Raw genomic sequence first — 21,207 nt, 5'->3', positions numbered from 1 at the left:
CGACGTGCGCGACAAACCTCGGCATGACTTCCATGAACGCGTGGACGCCTGCGTAGAACTCGGAAGCGGTGTGAATGATTGCAAGACTGTCGAGTTCAGTGATCCTTCGATATTCAGTCACGGCGCAGCGTCCCGATGAGCAGCGCGTCCAAGCGAGCATGGTGATGGGCAAATCTCACCATGGCGGACCGCGATGAGTTCCGGCCGTTCGCCTTGACGTCTGCAACATGTATGACCGTGGACGGCCTGTGTTGCCCGATTGGCGGAGCGGATGGCCTAGGTAAGCGGTGGGCAGGGTAGGGGGTGCGTCTAAATGGTGAGCGCGGCAAAATCATCTGCTGCTACTTGCGATCGCCGGTTGCGGCGTAGCGCTTTAAGTCCGAATTTGAGTTCTGACGGTCCGCGTTACTCATTCGTATCGTGAGGGGCCTGACAATGACTGTTGAAGAGAAGAGCTTCGTGGGAGTGGGCAATCCGCTAACGGAGGCTGACCTTGAATCGGCCCTTGAGATCCTTGGCATGGACCCCGTTGCGGACATGCCGCTGCTTTGGGCGGTCCTTACGGTCGAGAGCCGGGGATTTGGGTTCCTGCGGAATAGGCGCCCGAAGACCTTGTTTGAACGCCATATCTTCTTCCGGGAGACTGACGGCCGGTTCTCAGGCAGTGACCCAGATATCTGTGCGAAGACTGGTGGCGGGTATGTCGGTGGGGATTCCGAGTTCGGGCGCCTTCAGCGCGCTCTGGTGCTGTGTCGCAGCAAGAACATGGGTGACGAGCCGGCGCTGCGAAGCGCGAGCTGGGGCCTTGGCCAGGTCATGGGCTTCAATGCCGAGGTGGCGGGATTCACCGATGCGTCGGATATGGCCAATCAGATGTGCCGATCTGAGGGGGTGCAGTTGGACGCGATGATCAGGTTCATCAGTGGAAAGCGACTGGACGGGAAGCTCAGAAAGCACGATTGGACCGGGTTCGCGCGGAGCTACAACGGATCAGGGTACTGGAAGGAGCACTACGACCTTAAGCTCAAGTCGGCGTACGAGAAATTTTCCTCAGGGATCACCCGGGACCTGCGTGTACGAGCCGCGCAAGCTGGCCTTCTTTTCCTCGGCTATCGGCCGGGCGATCCAGACGGCATCCTTGGCCAGAACACACGTCGAACCATCGTCGCCTTTCGACAGGACACCAGGCTCGGCGATAGCGAGGAGTTGGACGACGAGGTTTTCGCCGCAATAATGCGCGCGGCCGGCCTGCACTGGAAATAGGTCAGCGGCGCTCCTGTCGGGTTCGAGCTGCCTGATGGGAAAGACATACAGACTTACGCCGCGAGCCAGTCGGTAAAGGCCAGCTCAGACCAACCCCCGAGTGGACTCATGGGCCGCATGGGCCTCATGGGCCGCATCGGGCGCATGGGCCGCATGGGCGCCATTGTGCCGCTGGGTGACTCGCCCTGGAACCAAGCGACGGGTCTTCCTCGTGCGTCCAGAAGCGAGTCGCCGTAAAATCGGCTTGCGACGCCGCCGTTGAGTCACGCCTGATTTCTCAACCTGTTTCAGCTGCGTCGAGGCCGCTCATCATCACCGGCGCTGCTTTGGCGAACTCAACCCCGAGGTCATTGACACGCCGGCGGGATCCTACACGCCGCTGCTGGAGAGCTTGATGGCTGGCGCCAATCCCGCAAGTCTTGTCAAGCAGTCGGTACCGATCGGCCCTGCTATCGCGCAGGATAGTCGGCTGCTTGCGGCGCCAGACGCGCCAGTCGCACAGTCGACCTGTGAAATGCTTCCGGTCGGTCCCCGACATGGTTCTTGCTTCGCAGGCTCATCCCATGAGCTACCAGCTGGACATCATTGACCCCAGTGCCGGACGACGGGTCTGTCTCTTACTGCGGGCTGACCGCGCGGAGATCAATGATGACAACGAAGCCTGCCAGCCGAAGGCGAGTGAGTTCGGACCGACAGAAATCGACCGAGGAGTCGGTCGTCGGCGCTACGCCTGCGGAGTTCGCAAAGGCAGTTGTAGCAGTCATGAGTCGTTTCAGGGATAGCCTGGCTGATATGGCCAAGGCTCCGGACGAGTGGGTGGAACGGGAAGTCTCGGTGCACCTGGATAGCGATATCCGGGCACAGCGGCTCCTTTATCTCTTGCGGGAAGCGATTGCGACCGTCGATCTGCTTCAACAGCGGTTGGCTGAACTGTCGCGCGCGCTAGATGCGCGCAAGCGGGCTAAGCGCCAGAAATCGGCCCATGAGGAGAAGAGTCGGCAGCGCGTTCGCTAACGCAGCGCAGTGGCTCACCTAGTGAGCGAACAAGGGGTCAACATCTGCGCATCACGCTAACGGGAGACTCTCTTGGAACTTGCTGAATATGTGACTGGTGGCGTATGGAAGGTTGCGAACGTGACACAGCAGCCGTCGCTCACGCTGGTGGAGTGGCAAGTTCTCGAGTTGCCCAATGGGAACAGGCACTTCTCTGGGTGGGCGGTCGAGAACCGGGAGGGCAGAGCCAGTTCGGTAATCCGGACGTTTGACGCGTCGCTGATGAAGGGTGTGACAGCTTCAGGTCGGGTCTATCAGTTGAAGGGGCCTCCCGGGGAACATTCGGACGCGATCTACGTTTGGGAAAAATGGGCGCGAATCAACTCGGCGCAATCCTGGACAGACGTCTCCGTTGAAGTATGGGCGGCTGGGAATCGGGGTAATCTGACCTCTGCCATCTGAGTTCCACTGACTGCTCACTAGGAGAACACGGTGTCTGCGATTGGCCTCGGGCGCTTGCGAGCCTTGCATGAGCATGCCGTAAGCATTCTCGGCGCTGATGGGTGGCGTCTGCTTTGGCGCTATGGGAAGTTGATGCGCGGGCCCGATGCCGGTCAGTACGTCAGCTCGCTGCCATTTGACAAGGTGCGTGCACTCATAGACGCACTGGCTCGTTCCGAAGAGCTCGACGTTCACCTGATGCACCGTCACGCACCCGAAGACTGTGAGTCGTCAACGCTCCGGCTCGAGCAAGGCCGACTGGTGCAAAGGTTCAGGAGTGGAGATCGCTCCGCCTAGGCCCGTTGCCGCGGACGTCGATGGAGGCTGTTTAGTAGGTTTTCGTCTAACCGCTGCCTCCTCTAGGGGCGCAGTACTGCCAGCAGCTCATTGGCCATACCGCGAGCGCTTCCGCTGGCGCTCAAACTGCGCCGAACTTGCAGATCGTGCAATTCCCAGCCCTTGTAGAGCTCGCGCGTTTCAGCTGTATCGTGATTGGAAATGAGCACCGTGGCTCCGCGCTTAACCGCCTGGCGGGCGCTAATCACGAGCCTCTCGTGCTCAGAAAGGCCAAAACCGCCGGCGACGTAGCCTGTAAAGCTCGGAGCTTCTGACTTCGAGTGGTAAGGCGGATCGCAATAAACGGCATCGCCGAACCCGGTCTCGGCCAGAGTGGCCTCGAATCCTCCGTTCATGAAGATGCATCGTCGCAGCTTTACGGCCGCAGCTTCGAGCGCCTCGAACGGGAAGTGGGGCAGGGTTTTCGGCCGACCGTAGGGCACGTTGAAGGCACCGGACCTGTTCACTCGAAACAGGCCGTTGAAGCTGAACTTGTTCAGGTACAGGAAGCGCGCGGCGCGTTCGAATCGGTCGACCTCTCGATTGAATTCTTCGCGAATTCGCAGGTAGGCATCTTCGCTCCAGTTCTTCTTGTCGAAATAGGGCTGCGACGCCGCGATGAACTCCGCTGGTCGGCTCTGCAGCGCAACCCACACTGAAATCAAGTCGGGGTTGGCGTCGGCCAAGAGGTAGTTGTCATAGTCTGCCGCGAGGAAGACCGAACCTGCGCCGACAAAGGGTTCGACAAGGCGACCTCGCAGAGGCAAGTGGGGGAGCAACTGAGGGAGGAGCCGTGACTTACCTCCGGCCCAACGAAGATAGGGATGGCACGCTTGGCTCTGTGGATGAAAGTACATCCACAGTCTTGAGCTGCCACTTATATCGGCCGCTCAAAATCCGTGGACAACCATTCCACGACGCCAGCCGAACGGTTGAGGCTGACGATTCAGGGGGCGGACTCTCACCGCGCCGACATCGGACTGACCACGCGAAGCGGCGCGACGGGCTTGCGCCAACCTGCGGCTTCGCGGGCTGCGGCGATGCGCAGCCGATGCCACCCTGCAAGGGTCCCTTGAACTGCGGAGCGCACCTTCGCCCAGTGCGACCACTCATGCATCGAACGATTCCTCGCGGGTAGTTCGACGATGAGGTGGTCACCCTTGCCGTCCGGGATGACCGGACGGGCAGGCGCTGCTTCCCCGTAGCCCATGCCGCGCCTGGCGATCGCCAGTGCCGCAGCCTGATGAACCGATACGCCAAGTGGCTTGGCGTACTTCACGCGTCCGATGACGGACGTGTAGGCCGGGTTCACCTCGGCCGTTGGAACACCCCGCAGCAACGCGTTGCTGTCCAGGGCTTGTTGAATGGCGCCGTAGGCGAAGCTCGAGAGTCGGCGCGCTTGCGCGACGCCGAGCGAACCGAGTTCCTGCCTGCGGCGGCTGAAGTCCAGCTTTTCGCGCACCAAGGGCTTGCCCGCGCGATCGGCGTAGGCGACGACCGCCTTTGAGGCGATGCGTACCGCGTCTTGCCGCTGCAGGCTCGTCTTGCCGTAGGTGACGCACGGCACCGACAGCACGTGCACCAGGTTGCCGTGGCGGTCCACGTCGCTGACCGCGAGGTGGTCGGCATTGATGTCCACGCCCACGGCGCCGAGCTGGAAGTCCGGCTTGGCACGGGCGTCTGCCCGCTCGGTCGAGGCGAACACCCGCCAGCTCGTCTCGTCTCGCACGAACCGGAAGCTGATGGCCTGGCCAGACTCGAGCGCGCTGTAGAGCTCCCATTGACCGTGCTCGAACCAGACGTTGTCCAGCATCAGATATTTCGCAGAGCCACCTCGCAGGGCGTCGGGCAGCCGCAAACGCAGGCTAAGCGTGCCGTTGCCTGCGATGGTGGCGGTGCAGCTCTGGTTGCCACCGCTCTCGTCCTTCGAACCGATGAGGAAGAACTGGCTGGAGCGCGCGCGGCGCCAGGCGTCTTGCCATTGCGCATGGTCGGCATAGCCGTGGCCGACGAGGTCGAACTGCGCCCGGAACAGCTTGCGGCTGCCGAAGCACAGCGCGGCGCGGCCGGAACTCAGCATCTTGGCGCGGGCCTCCAGACGCGCCAACCGGCGCTTCTTGCCGACCCAGACTCGACGCTGGAGCGCGTCCAGCGGTGTCTTCTGACGCTCCAGCCGGGTCAGCGTCTTGCGTACCGACGCCAGCGCCACCTTGACGTCGGCCAGCGCGGCCTTGTCCACCGCCTGGCGTGAGGCGATCTTGCCCTTGAGGCTGACGGACACGGCGTTGAAGTGGCGGGCGGTGATGCCGTGGCGGCCGCACATCTCGCTCTTGAGTTGGTCCAGCGTCTTCACATCACCTGTCTTGCTGTAGGCGGCGAAGAGCTGGTGCTGGACGCGCGCGTATAGCTCGCCCCAGCGGTCTAGCACGGTGCACTCTTCGGAGCCGACCCTCAGCCGGGTCTGGAACGTGGCCTGCATCAGGCCTCGCCGACGATGCGCAGAGCCGCAGTGGCCTTGCGCTTGGCGCTTCGTCGACCATAAAGACGTGCACAGAACGAGGTCAGCACCTCGCACATGTCCCGCACAAGGTCGTCGTGGACCTCGGCGTTGTCGATGACGCACAAGCGTCGGCCCGATGCGAACAAGGCGGCTTCTAGGTACTCGAAGCCGACGCGAGTCAGGCGGTCACGATGCTCAACGACGATGACCTTCACGCTGACATCGGCTAGCAGCTTCCTCAGCTGGGGGCGGCGCCCGTTCATGCCGGAGCCGACCTCGCTGACCGCGGCAGTGATGTGCCATCCCTCGGAGATGGCGTACTGCGTCAGGCGAGCCAACTGGCGGTCGAGGTCGGCCCGCTGATCGGCCGAGGACACACGCACATAGAGCGCAACGCCATCGGTCGGCGAAGTCGCGGCATCGACCAGGATGGTCCCCGAGGCGACTTGGCGTGCCGGCACCGGCAGGGTTCCTTGATGGAACCACCGCCACGCCGTTCTGTACGACACGCCATTTCTGGCGGCCCATTGCTTGAGCTTCATCACTGCCTACCCTTGAACATAGTTGTTCAAGGTGTAGGCACCAGCTCTCAACCCGCTGTCCGGGCTAACGGTGCTCGCAGAAAGGTAAAGCGCTTCGTTAAGTTCGCAGCTGGACACCTCTTCCTAGGAAACCGGTCGCTCCAGCAGTGATGCGAGCAACAAGCAACGGCTATGACGGCCACTAGATCCAGTCGCCGTATTTCGCCGAAATGGCGCCACCTGCTACCTCATTCCGCTTCGGGGTCGACGCCAGCGTGAAAGCTGACCACACGCAATCTGTCGGAGAGGTAGCAGCGAAAGACAAGGTGCTGAAGAGGAGAGGTTGGCGATTCAATCTGCGTGAACAGTGACTCCGGCCAACGAGCCGGACCTAGCGAGCTCACTTCGCCGCCGTTGATGCGTAGCCACTTGGAGAAGTCGTCGACAACGGCTCTGGTTTGTACGCGGCGACTGAACTTTCCCAGCCCCAGAACGCGTAAGGCTCGGCGATAGGCATCCACGGACACGTGCGCAGATCCGGGGCTTCGACCGAGAAGGCGGATGCTCGCTGCGGCAACGCTTTGGGTTAGTGCCTCTCCGAAGAGCGGCTTGGTGATGTTCTCGGCAAGCTCACGGCAAATATGTGCGGATGGAGCGCGCAATTCCGACCAGGGACTCCCCGTGTATGGAACGTCGCTATCTAGCAGCGGAGTTCCGTGACGCGGGCAATGTGTCAACGCAGGCAGTTGATGAGAGCGATGCCAGATTCCGCCTCCGAGGCGACGTGCATCGAGTCTTAAGCAACGAGGACAGAACCGCAACCGCTCAGGTTGTCCGCACAATGTCATCGCCGGCCGATAAGCGCGGTAGACCGTTCTCTGCTTACCCGAGACAAGATCGCACAGGACTGCCTTGGCCAGGGCTCTCGGCTCGAACGCCAGGAAGTACGGGAGAGTCGTATGCCGGCGTATGAATGCCATCCGAGCGATGTGGTCGGCGTACTCTGGGAAGGCGATAGCCGCCAATGTCTGCAACGGGCCCGGAGCGGCGGGATGCGAAAGTAGTTGCGTAAGGCCGAGACCGGCCGTTACAACAGAGGCGCCATCCAGATATCCCCAGTCGCGGGCGTAGCGCGCGACCACGCTGATCGCGAGTTCGTCGACATGGGGCGCAGATGGCCCCCAGGTCTTCAGAAAGGTATGTCCGCCAGCGCGTCCACGACGAGTCCGGCGTCTCTTAGTGCTTGCTCGGGCGATGCCTTGCTATGTAGTGCCAAGAAGGCGACCTTTCTAAGGTCCTCGTCGTCGAGTGCCTCGAACTGCGCGAAGACTTTGGCCTGCTTGCTTGCAGAGGTCGCCTTAGTGGGCTGCGGACCCTTCGGGCGTGCGTCGCCGAGGAGTCGGAAGACATGCTCTGAGACGGACTTGTGCGGCGCTTTTCGCATTGATTCGGTGGCAAGCGATTGAGCGTCCTCCGCTCCAATTTCCGTTGCTGCGACGACGGCTTCCGCAATCTGATAAACCATGGCCGATTCGGACATGGGTACGGTGTCACTGGAGCCTTTGACCTTCCGCCGAGACTTGTTGAGAGCGGCTTTGGCTGCAACGAGCTCGATGTACTTCTTGAAGTCAACGGGTTCAGCGTCGTAAATGAGCACGTCGTCCTCGCGCTTGCCAAGCTGCATCTGTCGAATCCAAGGAGCAACAACCGGCATTTGATTTCGGGCCACGGTGTCAATCAGCGTCATTGAAATCTCTTCCGAGTCGTTGCCCATCGCGGCAATCTGCACCATGACGAAAAGCTTCACCGTAAGGTCCTGGATGCCCTGAGTGTGGTGGTACAGAATGTCGGAAATTCCTTTGTTGAGCTCAACTGGCTTGCGCGTGTACTGAAGACGGAACAAGACCCCGAGGAAGTCGTACCACTCCTCATCGTTGGGCATGCGGCGAAAAAAGTCTCCGGCCGGTGACACGGCTCTCCGGGACAACCGGCCTTCCTGTGAAAGCAGGGAAAGGCATGGCCAGGTGCCCACGAACAGCATTGGAATCTGCAGCTTGTTGACCAAGCTCGTCAAGAACTTCATAGCATCCTCGTCCATGGCGCCGGTGCCTCTGTACAGATGCTGTAGCTCGTCCAGGACCAGGATGCCGAGGTTCAGTTTGTGCGAAAGCACCTCAATGGCTCTAAGAAGCAGAGGCTCCGTCTCGGGTACTTTGTCGCCGCCATGAGGGACAAAGTGCTCGGTCTTCTTAGCTATGTCTCGTAGTTCTGTGAAGATTTGAAGCGCTAGTCCCTTGCCGGTCGTGTTCTTGGCCGGTTGAATTCGCACAGCCAGTTGTTGGTAAAGGTGCCCGTGGTTCTTGTGGTGATACAGGTCTGAGCCGAGGCGTTCCAGGACGGCATTGACGGTGGCAGACTTGCCTACCCCGGGAGTGCCAATGAGGACTGAACACCACTTCGACTCAAGGAAGTTGCCAGGGGGAGCGTGTAGCGGCTGACCTTCTACGATGGACTCGCACATGGCGTTGAACTGGCTGGTCGTAGCGACCTTGAGGGGGTTGCGACGCTTGTAGCCTTCACAGATGAGAGACCACAGCGACCACGCCCATGTCTGTTGCTGCTGCAAGGGGATGTAGAACTCCATCAACCCCATCATGTACTGCACACGCAGATGGTCTGCGTGATCGCGGCGCTCAGGGAAGAACTTGATAGGAGATGACATCAAGTCCGACAGCGTCTCGGGATTGAGTGACGGGAGAAGGGAGATTAGAGGGTTCCCCTGGTAATCGGAGTTCTCTGTCGGGTAGTACTTGGTAACGTCAATCATTTGCTAGTCTCGCTGGGGCCGCGTCGTCCACGTTTGGCTGGTGGCGCTGCGCTAGTCGCTCGAAGCGGCTCATTTTTGGTGGTTGCGGCGGCGCTGCGACGCGGGTGATGGGGGTCACAGTTGCGGCGGGCGCGTCTTGCTTGGGTGCCAATGGCGCGGTGATGGCGAGCCCTGGTGATAGCGCGTTCTTTTCCTCCAGTCTTGCGTCCTCGCGAGCTAGAGTGAGCTGTGACTCGTTGGTCTCAAAATCCTTGCGCGCCTGCGCGACGCGTTCGCGAGCGGTTGACCTGTTTTCGGCCTGTAGTCGGCTCAGTGCGTCCATTTGCTGGAGGCGGTTCTCCGTTGCGACGATGTCGAGAGTCGTACCTTCTCGGATAGTCGACAGCACTTCGCGCCATGTCTTACCCGCGTATGACCGCTGGTTGATGAAGTTCATGTCCATACGACAAGGCTCGTACGAGGTCGGAGCTTCCTCGTCGCCCTCGATGAGCCAGACGCGGTCAACAAGCAATGGGTCTTTGGCCACCCGCACTGTTCTACGACCCATTTGACGTGCCCGGGCGTGTGCCTCGGCTAGTCGAAGTGACTTGCAGACGTAGTGGACGCCTTTCACTGTGAGGCCTCGCTCAGTAACGGAGCCGGTTTCTAGGTCAAGCAGAGATAGTCGGACGAGTGTCTCGTCGACTTTTTTCAGTCCTCCGCCTGAGTTGCGGACGCTCCACTCAAACATGTCGTGCGGGGCCGTCGTCACACCCCGGGCTACCAGGTCCGCTGGGAGCTTCATGTCACCGCGTGGGGTATGCATGCGCTTGAGCTCCTCAAGCACCAGTTCTCGCGTGAATTGCTTCAGAGTCATTGCGGCTCTCATTCGCCACTTGATACCGTGTTCTGCTTCGTACGCTTTGATGATTGCGCCTGGGGTGAGCGGGCTTAGCCTCGTCTGCAAAGTGTGCCAATCGGACTCCACGCCTGGCTTCATGTCGCCGCGCCCGCCGGGCATGGTTTCAATAGATACACCCGTGAGTCGCACAAACCGTTTCGGCTTGTTGTTATAGGTCTCGCCCATGTCTGCGTCGATTTGCGCTGGGAGCCCCCTTACGTTCCACGGCACGACCATGTCATTGATGCCGATGCGCTGACAGAAGGCGGCCTTGTCTTCGAGGCAATTCGCGATCGCGAGAGCTGCACCTGCGAACGAGGCGTCTTCCAGGCTGATAGACAGGCCAAGAAGCTGGCCGGTATCCTTGCAGCGAATACGAAATACCACGGGAGAGCCGATGATTGGCGCGTCCGGTCCCTCGCCGACCAGTTCAACGTTCCATACGGTCGCGTCCAGCTCGCCAATACGTCCTGCAGCGTAAGCAAGAGAGATGGACTGCCCCAGTTTGGCTCGTTCGCTGGTTTCGAAGGTCTTAGCGCCATGCGCGGCCACGCGCTTCTGCTTGTATCCGACCATCTCGCGCCAGTAGTAGCTAAATTGTGCGAACGAGGGGATGGCCCAAGTCGGCCACTTCTCGGGGGGTCCGAACGGCTGTACTGTCGCGAAGACTTCGCCACGCATTTCGTTGTAAAGCGCGGGAAGAGTCTTCCCCATCTGCTTCTGTTTGCGGTCGAAGTAAGTCTTAAAGACGCGCAGGGTTTGCCGGTCGACTCGGTAGAGCGTGGGCGACTTTGTGGCGTTACGTTTTCGATGTCGCCCGAGCTTGGTCGAATCCGCGTCTGAACCCGGACGATGACTCTCTCGCTGCAGTCGCATCGATTCTGACCGAACGGTCTCGATGGCCGCTGCGAGGTCGATTGTTTCGAGGTCCTGCTTGTCCATCGCAGTCCGGCCGGCGCCCCAGCGAGCTCGAAGTGCAATTGGAACCAAGCCACCCTCCAGCCAACGGCGAACCGCCTTGTAGAAAGTGGACTTGGCGAGGGACTTTTCGGCAGCCCGCAGATCGTTCCAAAGCGCTCCGCGTCCTTTCGACGTCAGGAGCTGAGGGGTGTACGAGAACGCCTCAGCGAGGAGTTTGTAAAGCGCATCTCCGTGGTCTTGAGATACCGCGCTGCCTTGATGCAAGCGGACCGTATCGTCTTCCGTGGATGTCGACACAGGTGGAAAGTATTCCTTCCAGGTGCCGTCTTCAAGGTTCATCGCGAAAGCTTTTGCGCCGACGAAGATGTTCCACGCATCTTTTTCGCCGATTGGCATCAGGCTGACTCGAGTCACATCCTTATGGACAAGCCGGTAGAGCCGGCGTGTCGTTGACTCCTCAAGAATCATTCCAAGGGCTACGTTCATGCTGCCACCTCCAGTCTCGACTGAGCCTCTCGCGCTCGCGTCTTCTGTGCGATTGCAAGGACGCTCTGGTCTCCTAGGTAGGTACCACCGTAGTCAGCGCTCAACTTGTGCCAGCGGATGAGGTTGAGGGCGACTCGGGTGGCCAGGCCAGGCGGCCAGGATCGGCTTTCGTTCAGCTTTGTGCAAAACGCGAACAGTCTTGCGTCATTGCTGTTACAGGAAAGGATTGCGCCTCGAACCACCTCTTCTACGTACTGATAAGAGCCCGCGTAGTCCAGCGGTTCGCTCTGGGAATGAGCGTCTCTATGCATGTAAAGGATGTCGATGTTTCGAGCCAACTCTCTCGAGAACGAGGACTCTGTCAGCACCGCAAAGGAGTGACCCTGCGCTAGGTGGTACCTGCGCTCAATCTCTGCGTGCTCCATGTGGTTGTGGTTCCCGAAGTCCCGGCTCGGTTTGACCGATCGGGCGTGTCGCTGAACCGTACCGTCGGGCCTCCGCACTCGTACAAGCAAGTCCGTGGTCATCACGATGTCCACCTCGGAACAGGGGTGCCTCACACCCAATGAGGCCGCAATCTCTCGGGTCATGTCCCGGTCTAATGGAAATTGCTCTTCGATTCCCAGGACATCGCATTTGCAGATGTAGACCATCCAAGCGAGACGTTCCAACGCCGAAAAGACGTGGACCTCGCGACCGTTCTCACCCTTCAGGCTGTCAATGGTCGCCTTTCCGCGTGAGGAAAAATCTGCCTTCTGAAGCCATGGCACCCAGGTTGGACCCTCACCCGTCCCGCGCCCTTGGTCGAGCCACTTCTGATGTCTCTTCTCGGTGAATTCGTACGACCGTCCCATGATGTTCTCGCTGAAGTTCTCCGTCAGTAGATAGATCGGTTTTAGCCTTCGATTTGCTTCGGGTTTGACTGAGTCCAGCTCTAGATCTGCGATGTCATGGATGAAGAATGCGCGGATATATAGACACATATGGGTATATGTATACCCACTTTCGTCCAGGATGGCAAGGGCACGCGCCCGGTCGCTACCATCGCTTTTCCGATGAAGTCAATCTGGGAAGAAAAGGCGGCCAATGAGCTGCGGACGCTGCTGCGCACCGCTGGGATGTCGTACGCCGAATTGGCGGCGGCTCTGGCACTGGAGGGCGTGAACGCTGCCAGCCTTACTAAACGTCTTTACCGGGGAGCCTTCACGCACGCCTTTTTCCTTGAGTGCAAGGAGGCGGCGCGGCAGCACCGAGCCAGGATGTCTCAGGCCCATATGGCGGAGTGAAGACTTTGTTGACGAGCGAGCTGGGTTAGCCGCGTGGAAGCTGCGGTGCTACAGCGGCTACCACCGTGGGTAGTACTGGGCAAACGTCCGGCGAGTCAGTAGCGAGGCTTCTTCCCGGTCTCGCGAGGCAGTCTTCCGCGCTGAGTCGCTAGACGGGGAAGGACCGTTCTGTCGTCAGGTTTCTGCGTGTCCGTGCGCGACTCTCAGGACTCGTTGGAAATCCCCATCAAGGAGCGTCTCCAGGGGAGATCTTTCGTGGACATCTTCTCCGCGCAGTATTGCGAGCGATCCACGCGAAGACGTGTAGAACAGCCACTTGCTTCCGCCGGAGAGCTGCCCAAGCGCCTGCGAGACTGCCTCCAGTTCAGCGCGCCGATACAGCGGGTTCAGGAAGAAGGCGGGGAACGCACGTGTCCCGGCCCAATCGATCGCAAACAGTCGCCGTGTAAGCAGCTGGTGTTCGATTTCTTCTTCGCTGACCTGAAGATACTCTCGGAAGTGCCTCGCCTCTATCAGAGCGCCTGAGTGCAGGCATTGCATGAACGTTTCGTGCATTCGGTTCATCCTGTACCTCCTTCAGCGCCGTGCGCGTCCGAACGCTACGACTGAGCGCGGCGTAACTGCACATTTACACTTTCGCTGACATTGCCATTCGTTGAGACAGCGAAAGAAGCACGAGCGGGATCGCGGTGGCATAGGGTTGCGATGCGACACGGGTGTTTTGCCACAAGCTCGCCACGGTTGATGGAGCTTCTCCCGAAGGTTGCCCAATTTCCCACCATGCGGAACGCCAGTCCGTCACTTGTCCTAGGTTCGCCGTGCAGTGCGCGACAGAGTTGAGCCGTTCAGGGGTTAGTTGAGCGGTTTGCGAGCCAAATTGAGTTTTCCAGTTGCCGCCCCACTTGGTTACGTGAGCGACCCCAAGCTCACCCATCACTTTCACAGCCCAGCGCAGGTCTTTGTTTTTGAACACCTTTTAGACCTCAAGCTGTGTTTCAAACCAGCGCTAAGTCTTTGATTCGATTGACTTTTCTTTTGATTTCGTTGACCGGTGGCTCGGCAATCCGTTAAAGTAGCGCAAGGTGCACTTTTCTGGGTTTTTGTGGCAAACATCGTGTTTCAGGGGCCGGCGGCTCTGACGTTGGACGGCAAGGGGCGAATCGCCGTGCCGGCGCGTCACCGCGAGCTGCTGACCGCGATGGGCTGCAACCAGCTGACGATCACGAAACACCCCGAGGGCTCGCTGATGATCTTTCCGCGCCCCGCGTGGGAAACCTTCCGCGACAAGGTGTCGGCGCTGCCGATGGAGGCGGCGGGCTGGAAGCGGGTGTTCCTCGGCAACGCGATGGACGTCGAGATCGACGGCTCCAACCGCGTGCTGATCGCCCCCGAGCTGCGCCAGTCGGCCGGCCTGGTTCGCGATGTGATGCTGATCGGCATGGGCAGCCACTTCGAGCTGTGGGACGCCGCGCGCCACGCCGAACACGAAGCCAAGGTCATGCAGTCCGAGATGCCCGAGTCGCTGAAGAGCTTCAGCTTCTGACCGTCCAGCTGCATGAACCCGGAAGGCGCCCGCCCGCACACGACCGTGCTGCTGAACGAAGCGGTGGACGCGCTCGTCACCTCGCCGGACGGCATCTACGTCGACGGCACCTACGGCCGCGGCGGGCATTCGCGGCTGCTGCTGTCGCGCCTGTCGCCGAAGGGAAGGTTGGTGGCGATCGACCGGGACCTCGATGCCATTGCGGCAGCGACCTCAGGCGAAACGCGGGTGACTGACCCGCGTTTTTCCATTCATCACACCTCTTTTGCACACATGGTCCCCACGCTGGCGGCGCTGGGCATCGACAAGGTCGACGGGCTGCTGCTCGACCTGGGCGTCTCGTCGCCGCAGATCGACGACCCCGAGCGCGGCTTCAGCTTCCGCTTCGACGGGCCGCTGGACATGCGCATGGACACGACCCGCGGCGAGAGCGCGGCGGATTTCCTTTCCCGCGCCGACGTGCGCCAACTGACGGAGGTGATACGTGACTATGGGGAAGAACGGTTTGCTCTACAGGTTGCAAAGGCGCTTGTTGCTCGGCGCGAAAGCGGGAACCCTGTTCGAACCACGGGGGAGCTTTCCAGTGTCGTGGCTGGTGCGGTCAAGACCCGCGAAGCGGGCCAGAACCCTGCAACGCGCACATTTCAAGCTCTTCGGATTTTCGTCAACGCCGAGCTTGAGGAGCTCGAACAAGGCCTGAGCGCGGCGATCGACCTGCTGGCCCCGGGCGGCCGGCTGGTCGTGATCAGCTTCCACTCGCTCGAGGACCGGATCGTCAAGACCTTCATCGCCCGCGAGAGCAAGCACGTGTTCGACCGCCGTGCCCCGTTCGCGGAACCGAAGGCGATGCGGCTGAACTCGCTCGGCCGCGTCAAGCCGGGCGACGACGAGGTGCGCGCCAACCCGCGCGCGCGTTCGGCGGTGATGCGCGTCGCCGAACGGACCGAGGTGGCGGCATGACGCGGCTCAACGTGTTGTTGCTGATCGCGCTGATCTGCAGCTCGGTCTACCTCGTCCACGTCTCGCACGAATCGCGCCGCTTGTTCGCCGAGCTCGACCGGGCGCGCAGCGAGGAGCGGCTGCTGGACAACGAGTTCGAGCGCCTGAAGTCCGACAAGCAGTCGCAGGCGACGCCGCTGCGGGTCGAGAAGACCGCGCGCGACAAGCTCGCGATGCGCACCGCGACGCCGGCCGTCACGCAGTACATCAGCCGCGCGCTCCCGGCGAGCGCGGCGGGGGAGGCCAAGTGAGCTGGCTCGACAAGATCAAGGGAGCCCCGTCGGGCAAGGCCGGCGGCGCGCGCCGCGGCAGCGTGCAGGCGCGCGGCACCGGCGCCAACGTGCGGGCTGTCACCTACTCGACCAGCCCGCTGCTGGCCTCGAAGACGCCGCCGTGGCGCTCCAAGTTCCTGGTCGCGGTGGTTGGCCTGAGCTTCTGCGGGCTGCTCGGTCGCGCGCTCTACGTGCAGGTGATCGGCACCGACTTCTTCCAGCGCCAGGGCGAGATCCGCTACGCCCGCACGCTCGAGCTGCCGGCCAGCCGCGGCCGCATCCTCGACCGAAACGGGCTGATCCTGGCGTCCAGCGTGCCGGCCGCGTCGCTGTGGGCCATCCCGAAGGACCTGGACGCCGATCCGGCGCAGCGCAAGCAGCTCGCGCGCCTGCTCGGCATGACGAGCAAGGAGCTCGCCGACAAGCTCGACGACAACCAGAACTTCGTCTGGCTGCGCCGCCAGGCCGAGGATCAGGTCGCCAAGGACGTGCTCGCGCTCGGCCTGAAGGGCGTGCACCAGGTGCGCGAGTACAAGCGCAAGTACCCGGAAGGCGAGGCCGCCACGCACGTCGTCGGCTTCACCAACGTGGAAGACCACGGCCAGGAAGGCATCGAGCTCGCGCACGAGAAGGACCTGTTCGGCCGCAACGGCACGCGCCGCGTCATCAAGGACCGGCTCGGCCGCGTGGTCGAGGACATCGGCGACAGCGTCGCGCCGGTCGACGGCCGCGACATCGACCTGAGCATCGACTCCAAGGTCCAGTTCTTCGCCTACCAGCGCATCCGCGACGCGGTCGCCGAGAACAAGGCCAAGGCCGGCAGCGTGGTCGTGCTCGACGCGCGCAGCGGCGAGGTGCTGGCGCTGGCCAACTTCCCGAGCTACACGCCGGGCGATCGCCGCAACCTGACCGGCGCGCAGCTGCGCAACCGCGCGCTGACCGACACCTTCGAGCCCGGCTCGACCGTCAAGCCCTTCATCGCCGCCTGGGCGCTGGAGACCAACCGCGTCAAGCCGGAGACGCTGATCCACACCGCGCCGGGGCGGGTCGCGATGGGCGGCTTCGTGATCAGCGACTCGCACCCCCATGGCGACCTGACGGTCTCGCAGGTGATCCAGAAATCGAGCAACATCGGCTCGATGCGGATGGGCCTGATGTTCCAGCCGCGCGAGATGTGGGAGCTCTACACCCAGGTCGGCTTCGGCCAGAAGCCGCAGCTCGGTTTCCCGGGCGCGGTGACGGGGCGGCTGCGGGCCTACAAGACCTGGCGTCCGGTCGAGCAGGCGACGATGAGCTACGGCTACGGCCTGTCGGCGTCGCTGTTCCAGATCGCCCACGCCTACACCGTGTTCGCGCACGACGGCGAGATGATCCCGGTCACGCTGACCAAGAGCACCGCCGTCGGCGAGGACGCGCGCGTCAGCGGCCTGCGCGTGATCTCCCCGCACACCGCGAAGACGGTGCGCGAGATGCTCGCGCTGGTCACGCTGCCCGGCGGCACCGCGCCGAAGGCGCAGACCATCGGCTACTCGGTCGGCGGCAAGTCGGGCACGGCGTACAAGCAGGAAGGCAAGGGCTACGCGGTCAAGAAGTACCGCTCGTGGTTCGTCGGCCTCGCGCCGATCAGCAACCCGCGCATCATCGTCGCGGTGATGGTCGACGAGCCGAGCAACGGCAAGTGGTATGGCGGCGACGTGGCCGCGCCGGTGTTCAGCGACCTGGTGCAGCAGACCCTGCGCACGCTGAACGTGCAGCCCGACCTGGACGTGAAGACCCAGATCATCGCGAAGGATGTGCCGGCCGAGGAGGAGAGCTTCTGATGGCACTGCGCGAACTCGCATCGGTGTCGGACGCGCTCGGCTGGTTCGCCGAGCGCGGCGTGCGTGCGCTCGCGATCGACAGCCGGCAGGTCGCGCCGGGCGATGCGTTCATCGCGTGGCCGGGCTATGCGGTCGACGGTCGGCAGTTCGTGCCGCAGGCGCTCGCCGGGGGCGCAAGCGCGTGCCTGGTCGAGGCCGAGGGCGCTGACGCATTCCACGGACTCGACCGCGCCGAAGTCGCCGCGCTGCACGGCCTGAAGGCCGCGACCGGGCCGCTCGCGAGCGCGTTCATGGGCACGCCGAGCGCGCGGCTCGACGTGGTCGCCGTGACCGGCACCAACGGCAAGACCTCGACCGCGTGGTGGGTGGCGCAGGCGCTGAGTTCGGTCGGTCGGCGCTGCGGCGTGATCGGCACGCTCGGTGTCGGCGAGCCGCCATCCCCGCTGCAAGCCGCCGCGATGACCTTCACCGGCATGACCACGCCCGGGCCGGTCACGGTGCAGGCCGGGTTCAAGCGTTTCGCCGATGCGGGCTTTGCGGCCTGCGCGATCGAGGCCACCTCGATCGGCCTGCAGGAGCAACGCCTGGCCGGCACGCAGATCGATGTCGCGCTGTTCACCAACCTGACGCAGGACCACCTCGACTACCACGGGTCGATGGACGCGTACCGCGACGCCAAGACCGCGCTGTTCGCCTGGCCCGGCCTGCGCGCCGCGGTCGTCAACATCGACGACGCACACGGCGCGCAGATCGCGCGCTCGCCGAGCGGCGGCGCGCTCGATCTGTGGACGTGCTCGGCGACCGGGCCCGCGCGACTGCGCGCCTCGAACGTCGGCTACGACGCCGGCGGCCTGTGCTTCGACCTGCGCGAGAACGACGCGACCGTCGCCGTGAGGACGCAGATGATCGGCAGCTACAACGCCGAGAACCTGCTGGTGACGATCGGCGGGCTGCGCGCCTGCGGCGTGTCGCTGGTCGACGCCGCGGCCGCGTGTGCGCTGCTGACGCCGGTGCCGGGGCGCATGCAGCGCGTCGCCTCCGACGCGGCCGGCCCGCAGGTCGTCGTCGACTACGCCCACACGCCCGATGCGCTGGAGAAGGCGCTGCTCGCGCTGCAGCCGTTCGCGGCCGAGCGCGGCGGGCTGCTGTGGTGCGTGTTCGGTTGCGGCGGCAACCGCGACGCGGGCAAGCGGCCGCTGATGGGCGCGCTGGCGCAGCGGCTCGCGCAGCAGGTCGTGATCACCAGCGACAACCCGCGCAACGAGGCGCCGGCCTTCATCCTGCTGCAGATCGTCGCCGGGCTGGCCGGCTCGCAGGAGCGCGTCAAGGTCATCGAGGACCGCCGCGCGGCGATCGCGCACGCCGTGCGCAACGCGGGGCCGCGCGACGTGATCCTGGTCGCCGGCAAGGGCCACGAGGACTATCAGGAGATCAAGGGCGTCAAGCACCACTTCTCGGATGTGGAAGAGGCGGGCGCCGCGCTGCGCGTGCGCCAAGGGGCCGCCGCATGATGACGCTTGCACAGGCCCACGCGCTGCTGCCGGCGTCGACGCTGGTCGGCTATGGCGCGACCGAAGTGCTGCGCGTGCACAGCGACACCCGCAGCCTGCAGTCGGGCGATCTGTTCGTCGCGCTCAGGGGCGAGAACTTCGACGCGCACGATTTCCTCGCGCAGGCGAAGGCGAGCGGTGCGGCGGCGGCGCTGGCCGAGCGCGGCCTGGCAGAAGCCGGGCTGCCGGGCCTGCAGGTCGCCGACACGCAAGCCGCGTTGACGGCCCTCGCGCACGCCTGGCGCCAGCGCTTCCACCTGCCGCTGATCGCGGTCACCGGCAGCAACGGCAAGACCACGGTCACGCAGATGATCGCGTCCATCCTGCGCGCCTGGCTCGGCGACGCGGCGTTCGCGACCGCCGGCAACCTGAACAACCACATCGGCGTGCCGCTGACGCTGCTGCGGCTGCGCCAGGACGACGTCGCGTGGCACCGCGCCGGCGTCGTCGAGCTCGGCATGAATCACCCCGGCGAGATCGCCGCGCTGGCCGCGCTGACCGCGCCGACCGTCGCGCTGGTCAACAACGCGCAGCGCGAACACCAGGAGTTCATGGCCAGCGTCGAGGCGGTCGCGCACGAGAACGGCGCGGTCATCGCGGCGCTCGGCGCGTCCGGCACCGCGGTGTTCCCGGCCGACGACGCGCATGCGCCGATCTGGCACGAACTCGCCGGCCACCGGCCGACGTTGACCTTTGCGCTGAGTGGCAAGGCCGATGTGACCTGCCATGCGGAGTGGGTGGGCGATCACTGGGCGTTGCTGTTGCAGACGCCGGCCGGCGCATCGACGGTCCAGTTGCTGGTCGCCGGCTGGCACAACGTCAAGAACGCGCTCGCGGCCACGGCCTGCGCGCTGGCCGCCGGGTGCACGCTCGAGGCGATCCGCCGCGGGCTCGAAGCCTTCGCGCCGGTGAAGGGCCGCTCGCAGGTCAAGCGCTTCCAGCGCGGCGGCCAGTCCGTCACGCTGATCGACGACACCTACAATGCCAACCCGGACTCGGTGCGGGCCGCGATCGAGGTGCTCGCGTCGCTGCCCGGCCCGCGCTGGCTGGTGCTCGGTGACATGGGCGAGGTCGGCGACGACGGCCCGGCGTTCCACACCGAGGTCGGCGCGTTCGCGAAGGCGCGCGGCATCGACGCGCTGTGGACCGTCGGCAGCGCCAGCACGCACGCCGCGGCCGCCTTTCCCGGCGCGCGCCATTTCGACGACATGCCGAGCCTGCTCGCCGCGCTGCCCCAGGCCCCGGCCTGCGCCGCGGTCGTCGTCAAGGGCTCGCGCTTCATGAAGACAGAACAGGTCGTGGCAGCGCTGCTCGCGGCCGGAGAAACCCATGCTGCTTAGCCTGGCCAATTGGCTGCAGACGCTGTCGCCGGAGTTCGGCTTCTTCCGCGTGTTCCAGTACCTGACCTTCCGCGCGGTGATGGCGGCGATGACCTCGATGCTGATCGGCCTGGCGTTCGGACCGTGGGTGATCGCGCGGCTCACGTCGCTGAAGATCGGCCAGCCGGTGCGCGCCTACGGCGTCGAATCGCACCTGGCGAAGAGCGGGACGCCGACAATGGGCGGCGTGCTCATCCTGATCGGCATCGGCGTCTCGACGCTGCTGTGGTTCGACTGGACCAACCGCTTCGTCTGGATCGTGATGCTGGTGACGGTCGGCTTCGGCGCAATCGGCTGGGTCGACGACTGGCGCAAGGTGGTGCAGAAGAACCCGGAGGGCATGCCCTCGGGCGAGAAGTATTTCTGGCAGTCGGTGATCGGCTTGGTCGCGGCGCTCTACCTCGCATTCTCGGTCAGCGAGACCTCGAACCTGCGCGTACTCGAACTCTTCATCCGCTGGGTGCAGAGCGGCTTCGCGAACGAGCTGCCGCCCAAGGCCGACCTGATGGTGCCGTTCTTCAAGACCATCAGCTACCCGCTCGGCGTGTTCGGCTTCATCGGCCTGACCTACTTCGTGATCGTCGGCGCGAGCAACGCGGTCAACCTGACCGACGGGCTCGACGGCCTGGCGATCATGCCGGTCGTGATGGTCGGCTCGGCGCTCGGCATCTTCGCGTACATCACCGGCAGTTCGGTCTACAGCAAGTACCTGCTGTTCCCGTACATCCCGGGCGCCGGCGAACTGCTGATCTTCTGCGCCGCGCTGGCCGGCGCCGGCCTGGCCTTCCTGTGGTTCAACACCCACCCGGCGCAGGTGTTCATGGGCGACGTGGGCGCGTTGTCTCTTGGAGGAGCGTTGGGCACGATCGCGGTGATCACGCGCCAGGAGATCGTGCTCGGGATCATGGGCGGCGTGTTCGTCGCCGAGGCGCTGTCGGTGATGCTGCAGGTGAGCTGGTTCAAGTACACCAAGAAGCGCTACGGCACCGGCCGGCGCATCCTGAAGATGGCACCGCTGCACCACCACTTCGAGAAATCGGGCTGGAAGGAAACGCAGGTCGTCGTCCGGTTCTGGATCGTCACGATGCTGCTGTGCCTGATCGGCCTGGCGAGCCTGAAACTTCGCTGAA

The 21,207-nt window shown here is 63.3% G+C and carries 20 protein-coding genes and 1 pseudogene; 11 read left to right on the top strand and 10 right to left on the bottom strand.

Going from position 1 to position 21,207, the window contains the following annotated elements; translation table 11 throughout:
• The first annotated feature begins 435 nt into the window (after positions 1–435).
• The gene (locus ACWH49_RS06080) at positions 436–1,263 is read left to right on the top strand and encodes an N-acetylmuramidase domain-containing protein (RefSeq protein WP_448170641.1); all 828 of its coding nucleotides are present in this window, start codon (positions 436–438) and stop codon (positions 1,261–1,263) included.
• Positions 1,264–1,316: 53 nt separating this feature from the next.
• Here the strand turns inward: ACWH49_RS06080 and ACWH49_RS06075 are convergent.
• Positions 1,317–1,508: pseudogene (locus ACWH49_RS06075) on the bottom strand (4-fold beta flower protein); the annotation flags it as partial.
• Positions 1,509–1,911: 403 nt separating this feature from the next.
• On the opposite strand from ACWH49_RS06075, the gene ACWH49_RS06070 reads away from it, so the two are divergent.
• Together ACWH49_RS06070 and ACWH49_RS06065 are read left to right on the top strand one after the other, a co-directional pair.
• On the top strand, positions 1,912–2,277 hold the full coding sequence (locus ACWH49_RS06070; RefSeq protein WP_448170640.1) for a hypothetical protein: 366 nt from the start codon (positions 1,912–1,914) through the stop codon (positions 2,275–2,277).
• Between the two features lie 72 nt (positions 2,278–2,349).
• On the top strand, positions 2,350–2,718 hold the full coding sequence (locus ACWH49_RS06065) for a hypothetical protein (RefSeq protein WP_448170639.1): 369 nt from the start codon (positions 2,350–2,352) through the stop codon (positions 2,716–2,718).
• A gap of 398 nt (positions 2,719–3,116) precedes the next feature.
• Here the strand turns inward: ACWH49_RS06065 and ACWH49_RS06060 are convergent, their stop codons facing one another.
• The 7 genes from ACWH49_RS06060 to ACWH49_RS06030 form a co-directional block, all read right to left on the bottom strand.
• Positions 3,117–3,950, bottom strand: a complete 834-nt coding sequence (locus ACWH49_RS06060) for a DNA adenine methylase (protein WP_448170638.1) — start codon at positions 3,948–3,950, stop codon at positions 3,117–3,119.
• A 104-nt stretch (positions 3,951–4,054) separates the two neighbouring features.
• Positions 4,055–5,572, bottom strand: a complete 1,518-nt coding sequence (locus ACWH49_RS06055; protein ID WP_448170637.1) for an IS200/IS605 family accessory protein TnpB-related protein — start codon at positions 5,570–5,572, stop codon at positions 4,055–4,057.
• Positions 5,572–6,135, bottom strand: a complete 564-nt coding sequence (locus ACWH49_RS06050) for an IS607 family transposase (RefSeq protein WP_448170636.1) — start codon at positions 6,133–6,135, stop codon at positions 5,572–5,574. The genes ACWH49_RS06055 and ACWH49_RS06050 overlap by 1 nt, the downstream gene beginning before the upstream one ends.
• 227 nt (positions 6,136–6,362) lie before the next feature.
• Complete coding sequence (locus ACWH49_RS06045) at positions 6,363–7,307, bottom strand: TniQ family protein (RefSeq protein ID WP_448174317.1); 945 nt, start codon at positions 7,305–7,307, stop codon at positions 6,363–6,365.
• Positions 7,304–8,941, bottom strand: coding sequence for an ATP-binding protein (locus ACWH49_RS06040; RefSeq protein ID WP_448170635.1), 1,638 nt, complete (start codon positions 8,939–8,941; stop codon positions 7,304–7,306). The genes ACWH49_RS06045 and ACWH49_RS06040 overlap by 4 nt, the downstream gene beginning before the upstream one ends.
• Positions 8,934–11,228: a hypothetical protein gene (locus ACWH49_RS06035; RefSeq protein WP_448170634.1), complete on the bottom strand. Its 2,295-nt coding sequence runs from the start codon at positions 11,226–11,228 to the stop codon at positions 8,934–8,936. Before ACWH49_RS06035 ends, ACWH49_RS06040 begins: the two co-directional genes overlap by 8 nt.
• Positions 11,225–12,211: a TnsA endonuclease N-terminal domain-containing protein gene (locus tag ACWH49_RS06030; RefSeq protein WP_448170633.1), complete on the bottom strand. Its 987-nt coding sequence runs from the start codon at positions 12,209–12,211 to the stop codon at positions 11,225–11,227. Before ACWH49_RS06030 ends, ACWH49_RS06035 begins: the two co-directional genes overlap by 4 nt.
• A gap of 72 nt (positions 12,212–12,283) precedes the next feature.
• On the opposite strand from ACWH49_RS06030, the gene ACWH49_RS06025 reads away from it, so the two are divergent.
• Positions 12,284–12,514: a DUF6471 domain-containing protein gene (locus tag ACWH49_RS06025; protein ID WP_448170632.1), complete on the top strand. Its 231-nt coding sequence runs from the start codon at positions 12,284–12,286 to the stop codon at positions 12,512–12,514.
• 174 nt (positions 12,515–12,688) lie between these two features.
• Here the strand turns inward: ACWH49_RS06025 and ACWH49_RS06020 are convergent, their stop codons facing one another.
• Together ACWH49_RS06020 and ACWH49_RS06015 are read right to left on the bottom strand one after the other, a co-directional pair.
• On the bottom strand, positions 12,689–13,078 hold the full coding sequence (locus tag ACWH49_RS06020; RefSeq protein ID WP_448170631.1) for a hypothetical protein: 390 nt from the start codon (positions 13,076–13,078) through the stop codon (positions 12,689–12,691).
• A 64-nt stretch (positions 13,079–13,142) separates the two neighbouring features.
• Positions 13,143–13,487, bottom strand: coding sequence for a hypothetical protein (locus ACWH49_RS06015; RefSeq protein ID WP_448170630.1), 345 nt, complete (start codon positions 13,485–13,487; stop codon positions 13,143–13,145).
• Positions 13,488–13,616: 129 nt separating this feature from the next.
• Between ACWH49_RS06015 and mraZ the strand changes: the two genes are divergently transcribed.
• The 7 genes from mraZ to mraY all read left to right on the top strand — a co-directional run bounded on the left by mraZ (position 13,617) and on the right by mraY (position 21,206).
• A complete protein-coding gene (gene mraZ, locus ACWH49_RS06010) occupies positions 13,617–14,057 on the top strand; it encodes a division/cell wall cluster transcriptional repressor MraZ (protein ID WP_200947123.1) in 441 nt (146 codons plus the stop codon).
• 12 nt (positions 14,058–14,069) lie between these two features.
• Positions 14,070–15,017, top strand: a complete 948-nt coding sequence (rsmH, locus tag ACWH49_RS06005) for a 16S rRNA (cytosine(1402)-N(4))-methyltransferase RsmH (protein ID WP_448170629.1) — start codon at positions 14,070–14,072, stop codon at positions 15,015–15,017.
• Entirely contained in the window at positions 15,014–15,307 is a 294-nt protein-coding gene (gene ftsL / locus ACWH49_RS06000; protein ID WP_056465165.1) for a cell division protein FtsL, read from the top strand. Before rsmH ends, ftsL begins: the two co-directional genes overlap by 4 nt.
• A 62-nt stretch (positions 15,308–15,369) precedes the next feature.
• Complete coding sequence (locus ACWH49_RS05995) at positions 15,370–17,148, top strand: peptidoglycan D,D-transpeptidase FtsI family protein (RefSeq protein WP_448174316.1); 1,779 nt, start codon at positions 15,370–15,372, stop codon at positions 17,146–17,148.
• Positions 17,148–18,659, top strand: coding sequence for a UDP-N-acetylmuramoyl-L-alanyl-D-glutamate--2,6-diaminopimelate ligase (locus ACWH49_RS05990; protein WP_448170628.1), 1,512 nt, complete (start codon positions 17,148–17,150; stop codon positions 18,657–18,659). The genes ACWH49_RS05995 and ACWH49_RS05990 overlap by 1 nt, the downstream gene beginning before the upstream one ends.
• A complete protein-coding gene (locus ACWH49_RS05985) occupies positions 18,656–20,038 on the top strand; it encodes a UDP-N-acetylmuramoyl-tripeptide--D-alanyl-D-alanine ligase (protein ID WP_448170627.1) in 1,383 nt (460 codons plus the stop codon). The genes ACWH49_RS05990 and ACWH49_RS05985 overlap by 4 nt, the downstream gene beginning before the upstream one ends.
• Entirely contained in the window at positions 20,028–21,206 is a 1,179-nt protein-coding gene (gene mraY, locus ACWH49_RS05980; RefSeq protein ID WP_056465163.1) for a phospho-N-acetylmuramoyl-pentapeptide-transferase, read from the top strand. The genes ACWH49_RS05985 and mraY overlap by 11 nt, the downstream gene beginning before the upstream one ends.
• Position 21,207 lies beyond the last annotated feature (1 nt).

The sequence above is a fragment of the Rhizobacter fulvus genome, from assembly GCF_964020785.1.
Note: the sequence above shows the minus strand (reverse complement) of the source record. Positions and strands in the feature narration are given on the sequence as shown.

Excerpts from the sequence above, each read along its gene's own strand:
- ACWH49_RS05990 (WP_448170628.1), top strand. The coding sequence starts at position 17,148 with ATGGCACTGCGCGAACTCGCATCGGTGTCGGACGCGCTCGGCTGGTTC.
- ACWH49_RS06020 (WP_448170631.1), bottom strand. The coding sequence starts at position 13,078 with ATGAACCGAATGCACGAAACGTTCATGCAATGCCTGCACTCAGGCGCT.
- ACWH49_RS06025 (WP_448170632.1), top strand. The coding sequence starts at position 12,284 with ATGAAGTCAATCTGGGAAGAAAAGGCGGCCAATGAGCTGCGGACGCTG.
- mraY (WP_056465163.1), top strand. The coding sequence starts at position 20,028 with ATGCTGCTTAGCCTGGCCAATTGGCTGCAGACGCTGTCGCCGGAGTTC.
- rsmH (WP_448170629.1), top strand. The coding sequence starts at position 14,070 with ATGAACCCGGAAGGCGCCCGCCCGCACACGACCGTGCTGCTGAACGAA.
- ACWH49_RS06040 (WP_448170635.1), bottom strand. The coding sequence starts at position 8,941 with ATGATTGACGTTACCAAGTACTACCCGACAGAGAACTCCGATTACCAG.
- ACWH49_RS06070 (WP_448170640.1), top strand. The coding sequence starts at position 1,912 with ATGACAACGAAGCCTGCCAGCCGAAGGCGAGTGAGTTCGGACCGACAG.
- ACWH49_RS06030 (WP_448170633.1), bottom strand. The coding sequence starts at position 12,211 with ATGTGTCTATATATCCGCGCATTCTTCATCCATGACATCGCAGATCTA.
- ACWH49_RS06080 (WP_448170641.1), top strand. The coding sequence starts at position 436 with ATGACTGTTGAAGAGAAGAGCTTCGTGGGAGTGGGCAATCCGCTAACG.
- ACWH49_RS05985 (WP_448170627.1), top strand. The coding sequence starts at position 18,656 with ATGATGACGCTTGCACAGGCCCACGCGCTGCTGCCGGCGTCGACGCTG.
- ACWH49_RS06050 (WP_448170636.1), bottom strand. The coding sequence starts at position 6,135 with ATGAAGCTCAAGCAATGGGCCGCCAGAAATGGCGTGTCGTACAGAACG.
- ACWH49_RS06035 (WP_448170634.1), bottom strand. The coding sequence starts at position 11,228 with ATGAACGTAGCCCTTGGAATGATTCTTGAGGAGTCAACGACACGCCGG.
- ACWH49_RS06055 (WP_448170637.1), bottom strand. The coding sequence starts at position 5,572 with ATGCAGGCCACGTTCCAGACCCGGCTGAGGGTCGGCTCCGAAGAGTGC.
- ftsL (WP_056465165.1), top strand. The coding sequence starts at position 15,014 with ATGACGCGGCTCAACGTGTTGTTGCTGATCGCGCTGATCTGCAGCTCG.
- ACWH49_RS06060 (WP_448170638.1), bottom strand. The coding sequence starts at position 3,950 with ATGTACTTTCATCCACAGAGCCAAGCGTGCCATCCCTATCTTCGTTGG.